16 protein-coding genes are annotated in these 15,106 nt (G+C 59.5%); 6 read left to right on the top strand and 10 right to left on the bottom strand.

Annotated features, from left to right (window positions below):
• Window positions 1-159: 159 nt before the first annotated feature.
• Entirely contained in the window at window positions 160-819 is a 660-nt protein-coding gene (locus tag AC5I5B_RS24030; RefSeq protein WP_020813041.1) for a hydrolase, read from the bottom strand.
• 154 nt (window positions 820-973) lie between these two features.
• On the opposite strand from AC5I5B_RS24030, the gene AC5I5B_RS24035 reads away from it, so the two are divergent.
• Window positions 974-1,894: a LysR family transcriptional regulator gene (locus tag AC5I5B_RS24035; protein ID WP_003504282.1), complete on the top strand. Its 921-nt coding sequence runs from the start codon at window positions 974-976 to the stop codon at window positions 1,892-1,894.
• A 29-nt stretch (window positions 1,895-1,923) separates the two neighbouring features.
• On the opposite strand, the gene AC5I5B_RS24040 is transcribed toward AC5I5B_RS24035, so the two are convergent.
• Entirely contained in the window at window positions 1,924-2,277 is a 354-nt protein-coding gene (locus tag AC5I5B_RS24040; RefSeq protein ID WP_003504280.1) for an antibiotic biosynthesis monooxygenase, read from the bottom strand.
• Window positions 2,278-2,404: 127 nt separating this feature from the next.
• Here AC5I5B_RS24040 and AC5I5B_RS24045 point away from each other — a divergent pair, with 127 nt between their 5' ends.
• Window positions 2,405-3,292, top strand: a complete 888-nt coding sequence (locus AC5I5B_RS24045) for a LysR family transcriptional regulator (RefSeq protein ID WP_174054724.1) — start codon at window positions 2,405-2,407, stop codon at window positions 3,290-3,292.
• Between the two features lie 40 nt (window positions 3,293-3,332).
• On the opposite strand, the gene AC5I5B_RS24050 is transcribed toward AC5I5B_RS24045, so the two are convergent.
• From AC5I5B_RS24050 to AC5I5B_RS24070, 5 genes are all read right to left on the bottom strand, one after another.
• Window positions 3,333-3,884 carry a DinB family protein gene (locus tag AC5I5B_RS24050; protein ID WP_112977553.1) on the bottom strand — a complete coding sequence of 184 codons (552 nt, stop codon included), beginning with the start codon at window positions 3,882-3,884 and terminating at the stop codon, window positions 3,333-3,335.
• Between the two features lie 145 nt (window positions 3,885-4,029).
• Complete coding sequence (locus AC5I5B_RS24055; protein WP_174054725.1) at window positions 4,030-4,626, bottom strand: NUDIX domain-containing protein; 597 nt, start codon at window positions 4,624-4,626, stop codon at window positions 4,030-4,032.
• Window positions 4,627-4,653: 27 nt separating this feature from the next.
• The gene (locus tag AC5I5B_RS24060) at window positions 4,654-5,499 is read right to left on the bottom strand and encodes a PhzF family phenazine biosynthesis protein (protein ID WP_174054726.1); all 846 of its coding nucleotides are present in this window, start codon (window positions 5,497-5,499) and stop codon (window positions 4,654-4,656) included.
• 50 nt (window positions 5,500-5,549) lie between these two features.
• On the bottom strand, window positions 5,550-6,179 hold the full coding sequence (locus AC5I5B_RS24065; protein ID WP_003504272.1) for a LysE family translocator: 630 nt from the start codon (window positions 6,177-6,179) through the stop codon (window positions 5,550-5,552).
• Between the two features lie 39 nt (window positions 6,180-6,218).
• On the bottom strand, window positions 6,219-6,623 hold the full coding sequence (locus AC5I5B_RS24070) for a VOC family protein (RefSeq protein WP_060724364.1): 405 nt from the start codon (window positions 6,621-6,623) through the stop codon (window positions 6,219-6,221).
• A 132-nt stretch (window positions 6,624-6,755) separates the two neighbouring features.
• On the opposite strand from AC5I5B_RS24070, the gene AC5I5B_RS24075 reads away from it, so the two are divergent.
• Together AC5I5B_RS24075 and AC5I5B_RS24080 are read left to right on the top strand one after the other, a co-directional pair.
• A complete protein-coding gene (locus tag AC5I5B_RS24075) occupies window positions 6,756-8,108 on the top strand; it encodes an aminotransferase-like domain-containing protein (protein WP_174054727.1) in 1,353 nt (450 codons plus the stop codon).
• Between the two features lie 54 nt (window positions 8,109-8,162).
• A complete protein-coding gene (locus AC5I5B_RS24080) occupies window positions 8,163-8,762 on the top strand; it encodes a nucleotidyltransferase domain-containing protein (RefSeq protein ID WP_107677065.1) in 600 nt (199 codons plus the stop codon).
• Window positions 8,763-8,811: 49 nt separating this feature from the next.
• Here the strand turns inward: AC5I5B_RS24080 and AC5I5B_RS24085 are convergent, their stop codons facing one another.
• Entirely contained in the window at window positions 8,812-9,669 is an 858-nt protein-coding gene (locus tag AC5I5B_RS24085) for a LysR family transcriptional regulator (RefSeq protein WP_174054728.1), read from the bottom strand.
• Window positions 9,670-9,760: 91 nt separating this feature from the next.
• Here AC5I5B_RS24085 and AC5I5B_RS24090 point away from each other — a divergent pair, with 91 nt between their 5' ends.
• Window positions 9,761-11,005 (top strand): MFS transporter, encoded by a 1,245-nt coding sequence (locus AC5I5B_RS24090; protein ID WP_174054729.1) that lies wholly within the window; start codon window positions 9,761-9,763, stop codon window positions 11,003-11,005.
• A 49-nt stretch (window positions 11,006-11,054) separates the two neighbouring features.
• Here the strand turns inward: AC5I5B_RS24090 and AC5I5B_RS24095 are convergent, their stop codons facing one another.
• Complete coding sequence (locus tag AC5I5B_RS24095; protein WP_174054730.1) at window positions 11,055-12,146, bottom strand: rhodanese-like domain-containing protein; 1,092 nt, start codon at window positions 12,144-12,146, stop codon at window positions 11,055-11,057.
• A gap of 40 nt (window positions 12,147-12,186) precedes the next feature.
• Window positions 12,187-13,794, bottom strand: a complete 1,608-nt coding sequence (locus AC5I5B_RS24100) for an ABC transporter substrate-binding protein (protein WP_003504259.1) — start codon at window positions 13,792-13,794, stop codon at window positions 12,187-12,189.
• A gap of 395 nt (window positions 13,795-14,189) precedes the next feature.
• Here AC5I5B_RS24100 and AC5I5B_RS24105 point away from each other — a divergent pair, with 395 nt between their 5' ends.
• On the top strand, window positions 14,190-15,032 hold the full coding sequence (locus AC5I5B_RS24105) for an NADPH-dependent oxidoreductase (protein ID WP_003504257.1): 843 nt from the start codon (window positions 14,190-14,192) through the stop codon (window positions 15,030-15,032).
• Window positions 15,033-15,106: the final 74 nt, after the last annotated feature.

The following is a 15,106-nucleotide window of genomic DNA, read 5'->3' on the forward strand; positions in this document are numbered from 1 at the left end:
CCGGCGGTGCCATGCAGCTGCGAATGGAGAGCCCCTTCCGCGTCGAGGCAACAGTGGAACCGTCGCGGCCGCACGCCTTGCTCAATTCAGAAGGGGTCAATCCGCATATTCGGAGAGGACGGGATGCGGGCCGACAGACGCCCGCCATCCCTGCCGGTTCTAGTGTCCGCCCTTTGTGGTCGGCGCCGGCGTGTTGAGAAGCTGCTGCTCCCAGAGATAAGCGATGCCGCTGCCGCCGAAGTGCTGAATGAGAATCTCGGTCAGTTCCTCGACATGCTCGGTGCGCGCCCAATCGCGCTGCCATTCGCCAGCAAGCGCCATCACGGTCATCACGTTCGCGCCGGCAGCGATCATTCGCTGGATGGCAACTTCGTGAGACTCCTTCGAAATCCCGCCCGACGCGTCGGTGATCACGGTCACGTCCCAGCCTTCGCCGGCCGCCTGGATGACGGGCATTGCGACGCAGACCTCGGTCCAAAGGCCCGCGATGATCAGTTGCTTGCGGCCGGTCGCCTTGACGACGTTCACCACATTCTCGTCCTGCCAGGTGTTCACCCAGGTGCGGTCGATGACCTCCTGGCCGGGGAACACGTCGGTGATCTGCTTGAAGAGAAGGCCACCGCGCGCCGCGATCACGCTGGTGAGAACGGTCGGAACATTGAAAGCTTTAGCCAGCTTTGCCAGCGCGGTCGTGAGGTTGACCACAGCTTGCGGATCATGGCTGTTCAGGTTTGCTAACTGATAGGGCTGGTGATCGATCAGAACGAGGACCGAGTCTTCGGGACGGAGAAGCGAATCAAGGCCGTTACGAAAGGTCATGGGTTCATCCTATATTGGTGGTTTATTGAAGCGCGCTTGCGCAAAAGGCATGCACCCCCTTGGGCGTTGCCGCGGGACGAAACTTGTCATTCCCGTTTCTGATGCGGTAGTCCTTGTCCGTGCTAAGCTGTGTCGCAGAATGGGGAACGCTTGAATGGATATCGAAGATATCAGGACATTCGTCGAAGTTGCGGATGCGGGAGGCGTCACAGCCGCCGCGCTGCGGCTCGGTATCTCCAAATCGATGGTCAGCCGGCGGCTGGTGCGGCTTGAAGCCGAACTTGGTGTCCAGCTTCTGGCACGATCCACACGCGGTGCTTCCCTGACGGAGGAAGGCGCAACCTTCCGCGACTATGCGGCGAGGATTTCAGCCGAAATCGACGTCGCCAGAGAGACAATCCTTCCGGCTGGTGAGCTCCGTGGCCGCCTGCGAATTGCTGCGCCGCTTTCCTTCGGCCCAACGCATTTCGCGCTGGTGATTGCGCAGATGGCGCGCCGTCATCCTCAACTCCAGATACAGACCTGTTACACCGATCGTTTCGTGGACCTGATTGCAGAAGGATACGATTGTGCGATCCGGGTCGGCACCCTTCCAGACTCCAACCTCGTCGCCAGACGCGTCGGCCCCCTCTACGGCATTTTCGTCGCCAGCCCGGACTATATCGAGGTCCACGGCTCTCCGGAGACACCGGAGGAACTCGTGACCCATCAGGCTCTCATGCAGGGAACGGAAACCTGGCAGGTGATGGATGGCGACAAGGTGATAACTCTTCGCCCGCAGGGACGGTTCAAGGCCGATAACGGGGTCGCTCTTGCCGTCGCCGCAGCAGCCGGATTGGGGGTCGCCGTGCTGCCTTACGATCTCGTCAAAAATTATCTGGCCTCAGGCGAGCTTGTGCAGGTGATGAAACGTCATCCGCCGCCGCCGGCCGGGATATATGTCGTCAGACCGCCGGGGCAACATCCCGTCAGAAAAATCCGGGTTCTCACTGAAATGCTGATCGAATGCTTCGATCACGGCCCGGCGGCGGCGTCCCTCTCCAATGCCGGGGGAAGCCCCCCGGCAGCTGCCTGACCGGCACATTTTTCAGAGCCGTACGTCTGTCACACGGCCACGGGCTTTGGCAGGACCAGATCGCCGACCGTATATGTGTGGAACTCGCTTCTGGAGACGGTGTCCAGTTTCCGGAATTTTTCGACGAATTGCGGATCGGAAAAGAACTCGTCGACATTGCCGGTTCCCTGAATGGCCTCGACATTAACGACCGTCTCTCCGTCGGTGCTTTTCGCAAGGCTGCTCCAGAGGAACCCTTCCTTTCGTTCGGCAACATAGTGAACGACATCCTGAATGATGGCGAAGGCTTCGTCCTGCTTTCCCGGATGCGCATGAATGACGTTGACAACAAAGGTCGTGGGAGCGGGCGAGCCCGCAAAAGCTGCGATAGGTTTCGTTTCCATGAATTATCTCCATTTGAAGCTTCGGGCCATTTCAGCCGCGACGACATCTGGATATCGGAAGGAAAATAGCGGATAAACGAGCTGCTATTCTCGACATACCGGACAAAAATTCCTTAATCACGACATCATGGACAAGCTCGGAACCCTCGGCATATTTATTCAGGTGGCGGAAGCGGGAAGCTTCGTGGCCGCCGGGCATCGTCTCGGCATCTCCGGATCCGCCGTTGGAAAAGCCATTGCACGTCTGGAGGAGGAGCTGGGCGTAAGACTGTTCAATCGCTCGACACGCAGCATGGCACTGACGGAGGACGGGAGTTTCTTCCTCGATACCTGCCGGCGCATCCAGTCGGAATATGAGACCGTGCAGGCGCAATTATCGAGATCGCAGGCCGTTCCGCGCGGGCAACTGCGTGTCAGCCTTCCGCTGGCAGGCATGTTGCTGATGCCGACGATATCCGCCTTCATGGAGGCATATCCCGAAATCAGCCTCGACCTTGATTTTACAGACCGTCTGGTTGACGTCATCGAAGAGGGATTCGACGCCGTCATCCGAACCGGCGAGATCAGGGACACGCGGCTGATGAGCCGCAAGCTCGGCACCTTCAGGCACAGCATCGTGGCGGCACCCGGTTACCTGGAAGCGCATGGCCGTCCAGACATTCCGGAAGATCTTGTCCGGCACCGCTGTCTCCACCATCGCTTCGCCAATTCCGGAAAGCTTGAACCGTGGCCGCTGGTTCGCGAAGGCCGCGAGATCAGGATCGATCTGCCGGTCGCCACCGTTGCGAGCACGCTGGAACCCCTGATCTACCTTGCGGAACGTTCATTCGGCATAACATGCCTGCCGTCATTCGCCGTGACGTCCGAAGTCGCTGACGGGAAACTGGTATCGCTGCTGGACGACTATATGGCCGACACAGGAACCTTCCGCGTCCTCTGGCCGACCAATCGATATCTTTCTCCAAAAGTCAGAGCATTTGTAGACTATATGGCCGCCAATCTTTTCACCCGGTGATAGCACCGACGGCAAAGGGCATAAAACGATGCGCAAGCGCTCAGTAAGCGCCGCGATAGTGATCCCTGATGAAGACGGGAAGATCGTTTGACGGCGGCGTAAAAGGCACCTGATACATCATGTCGCCGACAAAGCCGCGGTGATAGGTGCCATGATTGACGATATGCAGCACGATCTGCTCACGGGTCATGACGCCTTCTCCTCCTCCGACAAATTCGAAATGAACGGCTTTCGCGAGATCCCCGTCTGACCAGGTGTCGACCATATCGACATACCAGCGGTCCATTTCCTGAACGGCTTCCCATAATTCGCCAATTGCGGGCGTATGGTCGGTGTTGCGGGCGGTGTAGCTGTGTTTCTTTCCTTGTAGATGATGCCTGAAAATATCATCCACCACATAAACGTGGTTCAGCGTATGCACCATGTTTCCGAACCGCGTCGGCCTCTGCCGAAGGGCTTCACCTTCCGGCAGGTCCATCACGCTTCTGAAGGACAACCCGTTCGCCCAGGCTTTGTAGCGTACCAGCATTTTCAGGGTGCCTGTTGCCGATGCGGTGGATGCGTGAACGGGGCTGAGCGGCGCAATATCCATGCTGAAACTCCTTCGTATTTTTGAACTTCAAAAACGATGATCGGGTTGATCCGGCGCTGTCGCGCCGGATCGGAAGCATTGTTGCCGGCAAACCATGAGAGGATGATCGGCACCTGTCCCGGATCGATAAATCCGGAGGCGAGGATCAGCGTGCCGTGGCCTTTTCCTGCAAAAGTCGGATAGCGAGATGCTGGAGCAGAATGATCGTCTTGGCATCGCGAATATCGCCGCGGGTGATCATGCGCATAGCCTCGGGCAAGGCGATTTCCAGCACATCGATGTCTTCGCCCTCGTCCGCTGAACCGCCGCCTGCCCCAACCTTATGTTTCTCGGCATATGCGCCATAGAAAAAGGCGAGATATTCCGTGACCGATCCGGGGCTCATATAGATATCGAACAGATGCGTAAGTTCGGAAACCTCATAACCGGTTTCCTCGATCAACTCCGCACGCATTCGCGTCGCCGGGTCTGCGCCTTCCAGCAACCCCGCCGGTGTCTCGATCAGCGATTCCAGGCCGCCATTCAGGAGAACCGGCAACCGGAACTGACGGGTCAGCAGGACATTATCGCTGGCCGGATTGTACAACAGGCATGTCGCCCCGTTGCCGCGGTCATATGCCTCCCGGGTCTGCCGTTGCCAGCTTCCGTCCCTCAGCTGGAGTTCATATTCATACTTCGTCAGCCGCCCCCAATCATCGGCCAATACGCGTTCGGAAATAGGGCGGTAAACACTGCTATTCATCAAAGTCACCTCGTTTTCATCTGTCTTTCAAAGGCCGAGTAAACGGCCTTCGACATGCGTGCGCGTTTCGCCGCCGACCCATATCTGGCCGGCATCATCGCGGGTAAGGTAGATACGGCCATGGCGGCCAAGGCGTGTTCCCTGCGCCGCGACATAGTCTTCGCCAACCACGCCCGTTGCGAACAGCCATTGCGCCAATGAGGCGTTGAGGCTTCCGGTGACGGGGTCTTCAACGATGGCGCCCAGATGATCGCTGAAGAAAGCGCGAACCTCAAAGGCGGTCTCGCCGCCTTTCGCATGAGGGCCAACCACGCCGATATCGATGTGATGGGTCCAGCTGCGGGCCGGGGTGATGCCAAGCACCTTTTCGGCGGACGCCATCCTGATCCCGAGCCAGCCGGGACCATTGTCGATCCATGCCGCATCGATGACGTCGCAAGCCTCGATCCCCAAAAACTGCCGCGCATCCTCCAGCTCGGCGGGCGTCGGCGCGCCGGAACGGATAAGCGGCGGAGCGGCAAAAGAAAGCCGTCCATGCGAGCGCCGGATCGTGACCAGCCCGGCGCCGCATTCCTGAACAATCGCCGTTTCGTTCCCGGGCATGCCATTGGCGGAGAGCCAGGCATGGCAGCTGCCCAGTGTCGGATGCCCGGCAAAGGGCAACTCCCTGTCCAGCGAGAATATCCTGACCCGGTAATCAGCCTGCGGATTGGTGGGCCGCAGCAGGAAGGTGGTTTCGGAAAGGTTGAACCATCGCGTCATCAGCTGCATTTCATCCGTCGATAAGGCATCAGCACCGATGACGACCGCCAGCGGATTGCCGGAAAGCGGCCCGGAGCCGAATACATCGATCATATGGATAGCAAAACTCATGACATGGCTCTTTCAGTTGGGATTAATCGGCAACGCGGATGGTGGGGCTGTCAGTTCTGCCAGAGAAGCAGTTTCAGCCCGGCGGCGGCAAATACCACGGAAAGCACGGATTCGATCCAGCGCCGCAATCTGGTATAGAGCGCAATCATCGAGGCGGTGGAAAAGAGAAGTGCATAGCTGCCGAACACGATAACGCCGAGAATGGCGCAGCCGCCAATGATCGCCGGCAACATGCCCGCAGGCGCGTCCTCGCGAAACCCCAGCGACATGATCGCTATCCAGGCCATGATGGCCTTCGGGTTTCCGATATGCATGAGAAGACCCTGCCGGTAGAGCGCCCGATAGCGCGGCGTCGCGCGCCCGGTATCCACACTCACAAAGTCGGAGACCGGCTTCAGGGCCGACCTGCCCGCTCGAAAAGCCAGATACAGCAGGTAAACGCCGCCGAATATCTTGATGACGAAAAGCGCCTGGGCATAGGCGGCCAGCGCGGCCGACATGCCCGTCGCCGCCAGGATCGCCCAGAACAGCGAGCCGGTGATGACGCCAGCCGTCAAAGCAAGGGCGGGCAGACGGCCGTCACGCATCGCCGTTCCCATGATCGCCATGTTGCTCGGGCCCGGGCTGGCGGTGGCGACGATATAGGTGCCGTAAACGAGGGCGATCTGGCTGGCGATCATTCTGACTTTCTCCGGAAACAGGACAGGTTTCCCCAAGCACTATTGCTGGAGGTCTCCGCGATGCACGATGTGAACCTTGTTGCCGTCAGGATCACGCAGATAGGCGCCGAAATAGCCCTCTCCATAATGCGGACGCGGCCCCGGGCCTCCTTCGTCCGTGCCGCCATGCGCAAGGCCGCTGGCATGGGCCACACCCACCGCCTCTGTCGACGGCGCCAGAAAGGCAACCATGCCGCCATTGCCAACCGTTGCCGGTTCGCCATTGAAGGGCTGATAGACATAAAAACGGGGCAACGGGGATTGCGCCCTCACCCAGCAAAGCGCCGCAGGCCCGCCATCGGGGCTCACGGTTCGCCGCGTCAGACCGAGCGGGGCAAGCACGGCGTCATAAAAGCGTTCCGCCCGCTCAAGATCACGCGTTCCGACGGTTACATGGCTGAACATTTGATCCTCTAAGCGCGCCGGCAGGATGGCAGGCCGGCCGCCGTAAAGTGTGGATATTAATCAGCCTCGTCATAGCCTATGTTACACTTGCTGTTTATTGAAATAGTGTAACGTGACACTTTTATCGAAGGTATGAACGTGCTGCTGCAATCCCCCTGGACTCCCCGTCTTGCAGACATTGAGGCGAATGCCGCAGAACGGCTGGTGCTTGCCCTCGCCGACGACATCATCGAGGGGCGGCTGGCGGGCGGTGACCGCCTGCCAGCCCATCGCGATCTCGCGTGGAAACTGGGAGTGGGCCTTGGCACGGTGACAAAAGCCTATTCCGTTCTGGAACGGCGCGGGCTGACACGCAGCGTCAAGGGCCGGGGAACATTCGTGGCGATCCAGGAGGCGCATAACGACCGGCAGATTGATCTCTCGTCCAACGCACCCCCGGCCACGCTCAACGCCCGCATTCTCGCAAAGACGCTGACGGGGATCGCGCGCAGGATCGATGCGGATCATATCAATCTTTATGCCCCGCCCGCGGGGCATCTGGAACACCGCCGCCTTCTCGCCCGCTGGCTCGAAACGCAGGGTCTCACCATCGATCCGTCCCATCTGGTGCTGACGAGCGGCGCCCGTCAGGCGCTGGCCCTGGCCTTCGATCTCGCCTGCGGCCCCAAGGGCCTGCTCCTGACCGAACGGATCACCTATCCCGGCGCCATCGCGCTGGCCCGGCGGAAAGGTTACCGGATGCAGGGCGTCGAAATCGATGCCGAAGGCATGGTGCCGGAAGCGTTGGCCGCGGCGCTGGATGGCACCCCATCGAGTGACTGCACAGCAATCTATCTGACGCCGACCCTGCATAATCCGACAACCGTTACCATGGGGGCGGCGCGGCGGCAGGTCATTGCGGATATTTGCCGCCGGGCGGGCGTATGGATCATCGAGGACGGTGTTTATGCGGCATCCGCGGAAGCCTTGCCGCCGCTGACGTCATTGGCTCCTGAAATCTCGTTTCATGTGAACGGGCTCTCCAAGTCCCTTGGCCCCGGCTTGCAGATCGGCGTCCTTGCTTTACCAGCCAGTCTGCACGAAACCGCCGAAGACCTTCTGCAGGACATGCCGATGGCCCCATCCGCGCTCTCCTGCGCGGTGGTTGAGGACTGGCTGACCTCCGGCATCATCTCTTCAATCCAGCGGGATTTGCGCCACGAGGCCCAACGGCGCTCCAGCCTGGCCGTTTCCCTGCTCGGCACGAACCAGCTTGGCGCGCATCCCGATGCATACAACGTCTGGCTGCCAATGGAACACGACGCCGCCAATCGCTTCGCATTCGCCGCTGCGGCAATGCGCATCAAGTTGACCCCTCCGGAAGCCATGCTTGTTAATCCCGATGATCAGGCGAGCGGCATTCGCCTTTGCCTCGGCGGCCCGTCCTTCGACGATCTCACGGAAGCGCTGAAGCTTCTGGCCGGACTGCTGAAACGCGGAGCTTGACGCCATCAGGAAAAAAGCAACAGCACGAGAATTGAATGAAAGTGACCGTATATTATGAATGATCACCCGGACGAGGATGCATGGAACGCTTGGAGCCCTGCCGAATTGTCCCGGCGACTGGACGGTGTATCGAAACCATGGTGCGTTGTTGGCGGTTGGGCTCTCGACCTGTGGCTGGGCAGCAAGACACGCGAGCATGATGATCTTGAGTTCACGGTGCTGCGTGAAGATTTGGGCATCTTTCGCCAGCAGCTGGGTTACATGGCGTTCTACACCGTCAACGATGGCGTTATCGAGCCGCTGCCGGCGGATCGGGATCCGGCTCCCGAGATTTTCCAGATCTGGTGCTTCGATCGCGCTGCCGGATGCTGGCGCGCCGATATGATGATCGAGCCGGGAACGAATGACACCTGGGTTTACAAGAGAAATCCGGAAATGACGCGGCCCCGTATCGAAATGGTGTCGCTGAGCGCTGACGGCATTCCTCACCTTAATCCCTCCGCCGTGCTTCTGTTCAAGGCGAAGCACAGACGCACCAAGGACGAGAAGGACTTCGCGAGAGCCCAACCAAGATTACCGCTCTCGGAACGACAATGGCTCAAAGACTGCCTCACCCGCCTCCACCCGGGTCACGATTGGATACAGGCGCTGTGATCTCAGGCCGCCTTACGGTCGCCTCTTCCGAAATTCGACAATGGGAATTTCAGGTTCGAGGCGACTGAAATGCCCGTGTGATCCGTCGCAGCACGGCGTTCGCGTGATCGCCCGTGACCGCGGAAATCATTACCACATCCAGCTTTGAGAGCTGTGGGAGCAGGCCGTCCCTCACCTCCCGCAGACCGGCAGGCGCAACACTTCGCGCCAGCAGTGCGACGCCGATCCCGGCTTCGGCAGCCGCCCCTACCGCTGTTGCCCCAGTTCCAACGAATACCTCCCGCCATGTGATGTCCGCCGCCTCCAGCGCCCGAAGGGCCATGGCCCGCAAATTGCAGGGTTCGGGTTGCAGCACCAGCGGCACCGGTGCGTTCGAAGGCAGATCAAAATCTGCGCTGCAATACCAGCCGAAGCTTTCCTGAAACAGCAGCTCGCCATCCCGGCGGATATCATCATGCCGCAACACGACGATCGCGTCGAGCTCGCCGGCATCGTAGAGTTCAAGCAGGGTCCGGGTGCCGGCCGTGCGCAGATGAAGCGTAACGCTCGTCTCGCGCTCGCTGATCACGCGGAGTATCCGAGGCAGGTCGGCCCCGATCAAATGATGCGTGAAACCGATCGCCAGACGGGTCGGCTCCTGCCCAAACACATCAAGCGCACGGCGGCCGGCCGCGACATAAGCACGCGCGGGCTCCAGAAAGCGTTCGCCGGCGGCCGTCAAACGCACGCGGCGCGGCGTCCGTTCGACGAGGCGATGCCCCAGCATGTCCTCAAGCCGGCGCAGGCGCAGGGATATAGCGGCCTGTGATGTGTTCATCACCCCTGCAACCCGTGTGAACGACTGCAGTTCGGCAACAAGAAGAAAAGCCTCGACGGCCTCGGGATCCAATGAGCGCATGTTTCGCATAACAAGCTGTTATCGCTGAAATGTGCAAGCCCCTAATTCTATCTGATAGTCGCGAGCGCTATTGCACGAAAACCCATGATAGGAGCTTTTCGTGTCGTCACAGATTTCCTCGCCCGCACCCGCCACCGACAGCCGGATCTGGGCAGTCCTTGCCGTGGCAGTCGCGACGCAAACCGCGGGCTCGTTCGTATCGCAGGGAATTTACATTCTCGTGCCCTTCTGGCGGGAAGCATTCGGTATTTCCCTTGCATCCGCATCACTGGCCGTGACCGTCATGAACGGTGTTCAGATCGTGACGATGTTCACGCTCGGCCGCGCCATCGACATTCACGGCGAGCGCCGCATCGTCGGCATTGCCATGCTCGGCATGGCGCTCGCGATGGCTTGCGCGGCGGCATTCGCAAACAGCCTGCCCGCGCTGCTTTTGTGCATCGCATTTCTCGGCGGCACCTATGCTGCGGTCCAACCGGGCGGCACGCGGGCGATCATGCGCTGGTTCCCCCCCGCCAAACGTGGCATAGCGACAGGGTTTCGGCAGGCCGCGGTTCCTTTCGGAACCATGATCGCAGCCGCCCTCCTGCCATTCATGGCGGTCCGTTACGGCTGGCACGCGGCGGCATGGCTCTGCGCCGGTGTTTCCGTCCTGGGCGCCGTACTCTTCTGGGGCCTCTATCGCGAAGGAGGCGATGTCGCCGCTAAAACCGAGCGCCCGCTTTCCCTGGGAAAACTTATCCACGAGGTCGGGCGGAATTCGAGCTTCTGGCCCGTATTGCGGCTTGGTATCGCCATGTCGGCATTTCAATTCACCCTCACCGCACACATCATCGGCTTCATGGCGGATGGGCTGGGGCTTGGCCTCTTTGCCGCATCGTCCATGTTTGCCGCAACACAGCTTGCCGGCATTCCCGGCCGGATTCTGCTGCCATGGCTCAGCGACCGCTTCCGGCCCGGACTGCGCACCCAATCGTTCGGCCTGGTATCCGTCATTGCCGCAGGCGCTGCCGCAATCCTCGCGGCTCTCCCCATCGGCACTGCGCCAACCATTGTCCTCTTCGTGCTCGCCGTGCTCGGAATATTCGGGATCGGGTGGTTTCCGCTTTACCTTCTGCAAATCGCCGAAAGTGCGCCGAAAGGTTCGATAGCATCGACAATTGCCTTCGCTTCCACCATCTGTTTGGGGGTCATGGCAATCGGCCCCTACATATTCGGTCTTCTGGTCGATCATTTCGGCTATGGGGCGGCATGGTCCGCACTGATCATGCCTGTCGTTGTGACAGCGCTGCCCCTGGCAATCTCATCGCCGCGCCTGCCGAAGGCTCAAATCGGCTCCTCATGAAACGGGAGAGGCGCGGCAGCAATCGAGTGACATCTACCGTCTGGGAAACCTATGCGGCTGCCGCCTCGACACCCTGTTCGAAGTCGTGCAGATGAAGGGAGATTTCAAAGCCCCGGCGTTTCAGCCAATGGGCAACAACACGCGCGCGGGCGCCCAGCAGATCATCCACCAGAATGACCCGTGCTCCGCGCACGGCAATGGTGCGATAGGCAACGCCGAGAAGCTGGCCGCCTTCCGAGGAAATCGAACCTTTAAGGTGGGAGGCTGTGAATTCTTCCGGTGTTCTCACATCGAGAAAATAGGTCGTTCGCGCCGTGTCCCGCAGCCATGTCTCGGCCGTGGCTCGATCGATGAACTGCAGGTCGTCTTGCCGGGAGAAGGTCTCCAGACGCGCCTTCGCGATATTTTTCGCATCATCGCTGGCGGGCGGATATGTTTGCGAACGCCCCGTTTCCAGCTCAAACCCGTCATCCGTCCAGCCGCGCGTGCCATCGTGCAAATAGCTGACATCGTTTTCAACACCGGCGTCGATCAATGTCTGCGCCCCGAGGATTGCGCGGGGAAGGCCCGCGCAGGAAACGACAACCCTTGTGTCGGGTGACGGCACGAGGTCGGAAAAACGCAACAGAAGTTCGGCACCGGGTACGCCGATGGCGCCCGGCACATGCGCCTTTTCATATTCCGCTATTGTGCGGGTGTCGATGACGACAACATCCTCGCCGGCTTCCTGCCACGCCTTCAGTTCACGGGCGAAAACCACTGGCGTGTTCTTTTCGCTTCTCACCTTCTGGACGAAAGGAACGCCGGGAATATCGAATGTCGGCAGGGCGTCAAGGCCGCCCTCGATCCATGCCGGAATTCCGCCGCGCAGAAAGTGAATATCGCTCCAGCCCCTGGCGGCAAGCCGTTCCGCCGCCTGCTCTGCGCTTCCCTTGCCATCATCCACCAGAACGGTCCGCACGACAGGGCGCGGAATGAAACGGTCGATTTCCGCATCCAGCCTTTCAGCCGGAAGGTTGGTCGCAAACAATGGGGAAGCATACCCCACCTCTTCTGCGGGGCGAATGTCGAGAACGGCAAGTTCCTTGCCATCTGTCAGCCACTCGATGAGGCGGTCTTTGGTTACAGCATGTACGGACATTGCATATCCTCCTGACAAATTCTGGTTTTCACATCGGGTTTCAAGCGGTCGGATCGAGCCATAGATCGCCGAAACTCCAGTTCAGCCCCTGCGCGCCGGTGACGTAGTTCCTGACCCGCCTGTGCGCCACGATCTGACTTCCCGCCGCCACAAGATCGACAGAGGCGACGTCATCATGAATGAGATGCTGGAACCTGCTCCAGGTCACCCAGCGCTTCTTCGCATCGGGCTCGATGGCCGCCGCCTCCAGAAGCGCATCCGCCTCCGGATTGGCGTAGTTGGCCGCGTTGGAAAAGGGCAGTCCGATCTTGAAATTCTTGCTCCAATAGGCCCGCTGGATGCCGAGCGACGGATCGAACGTGTTGGAAAGGGATTCCACAACCAGATCAAAGGCGCGGTCCGTGTAGACCGTCTTCAGATAGGTCGGCAGGTCGTATTTGCGGATTTCGACGGCAATGCCGATCTTTTCAAGCTGGCTGCGAAGGACGTCGGCAAAGCCGGGCGTCAGATAGGAATTGTAGGTCAACCGCACGGGAAAACGTTTGCCGTCTTCCTTGCGGGGATATCCCGCCGCATCGAGCAATTTTTCCGCTTCCCTGGGATCATAGGCATGAGCCTTGACGGATGCGTCATACCAGTTCGGCAGGGCGGTGCTGACGGGGCTCGGCGATATCTGCGCATAACCGAAGAGCGCCACATTGACGATTTCATCGAGGTTGATCGCCTTCGCAATGGCCAGGCGGACATCTTTCTTGCGGAAGATTTCATTATCGTAGTTGAAGAACAGCTGCTGCTGCGGCCCCGCATAAGCATAGGTGTTCGTGTCCAGGACGAGATCGGGGTTCTGCTTCAATCGCTCAAGGTCTGCGAGCGGCACCGGGTTGTCGCCAATATCGACTTCCCCCGTCTCCAGCGCCACCGCCCGCGCGGCCGGGTCGGTGATGATGCGCAGAATGATGCGATCGAGATAAGGTTTGCCGGCATCCCAATAGTCGGGGTTTCTATCGAAGATCAGATGGCTGCCCGGCGTCCACTCCGTCAGCCTGAAAGGACCGGTGCCAATCGCGGTCTGCAATGTCTGGCCATCGGCCGGTTTCAGCTTTTCGAAAATATGCTTCGGCACGATCGGCGATTCCGAACTCGATTGCGCGGCAATCAGAAACGGCGCCGGTTTGGACAGCACGATAATGGCGGTCAGGGAATCCGGCGTCTCCACCGCCTCGACGTTCTGGTAGGTAATGCGGCCGCGCGGATGGGCTTCCTTCAGACGGAAAATCGAAAAGGCAACGTCTTCCGAGGTGAAATCCTCACCGTCATGCCATTTCACATTCGGCCGGAGTTTGAACGTATAGCGCAGGTGATCATCCGAAACGGACCATTCCGTTGCCAGCAAGGGCCGCGGATTGAGGTCGAAATCGAATGTTAGAAGACCTTCAACGATCTTCGGGCCGATCGCCTGCCCCGTGCCTGACGATGTGTTGATGGCGAAAAGTGCGTTGCCGGGATCGACACGATAGAGCAACTTGAGCGTGCCGCCGGAGATGGGCCGGCTCGCATCGCCACTTGCGGCGAATAGCGAACCCGGCAGGGCCGTTCCTGCCGTTGCCAGAAGAAGCATTTTGTTGAACTGGCGGCGTCCTATTGTCATGAAAATCCCCGTTTGAAAACGTCGTTTCGATAGTGAAAGCATCGGGGCAAAGCGGCGCGTTCTTAAGAAGAAAATTCTTCTCAACCATCAAAGAAAACATTTCTTGCAGAATTTTATTCCAATACGTATGCAGCCAGACACCAAAATTTGTGCTGAATAATTGCGCTGCCTTGGACCGCCGTTGCGTTTCTTCGCAACATGGCGAGATAAAAGGAAATCTCGACAACATGACTCTCGGACGCCTTATGGGAATGTTGTTTCCCTGAAAAATCGCCAATGAGTAAGACATTGCTCGGCACAGGGACCGGCAAAGCATATCAAGTGGAAGGCATTTCAACCTTTCCGACCTTCATCCGGACCTGCCCTCACCTCCCAACATTACGGAGCTACACACGATGACCCTCTCCAGTCCGATCACCAAACTGGAAATCCCACAGCAGCGTGTTGAGGCCCGCTACGGAACGCAGGCCGATTTTTCTCCGCCTTTCTGGAATGACACGATCGACGCCTTGCTGAACCATCGCACCGCCCGCGCCTATCTGCCGAAAGCTCTGCCGGAGGGCAGCCTGGAACTTCTGGTCGCAGCCGCACAATCTGCCCCCACATCCTCCAATCTTCAGGCGTGGAGCGTGGTGGCGGTGCAGGACAAGGAGCGCAAGGCACGTCTGGCGGGCTTCACGGGCGGCAACGCCCATATAAAGGATGCACCTGTTTTCCTCATCTGGCTTATCGACCTGAAGCGGTTGCGAACGGTCGCTTCCAACCACGGCAACAGCGGAGAAGGGCTGGATTATCTGGAAAGCTTCCTGATCGGCGCCATCGATGCGGCGCTGGCCGCGCAGAACGCGGTTGCCGCAATCGATTCACTCGGTCTCGGCTCCTGCTACGTTGGCGGCATTCGCAACAGGCCGGAAGACGTATCCCGCGAACTGAACCTGCCTCCCGAGACGATTGCCGTCTTTGGCCTCACCGTGGGTTATCCAGACCCGGCCGTGAAAACCGACGTCAAACCGCGCCTGCCCCAGTCATCCATCTTGTTTCATGAAACCTATTCGGAGGCCGCACGGGATGATCTTGATTCCTATGACGCGGTCTTGAAGACGTTTCAGGAAAAACAGGGCCTGCCGCAAAACGGCTGGACAGCACCCATTTCCCAGCGTGTCGAGAACGCCGCCGCGCTCAAAGGCCGCGCGGAACTGAGCCAGACATTGCGCCGTCTCGGTTTCGGCATCAAATAAACTGTGTTGCAGCTGCCCGCATCGAACGCAGACGCGCGCCTGACTCGGCGATAACGGACCGCCTGCCAGGGGCA

It is taken from the genome of Agrobacterium sp., assembly GCF_059499945.1.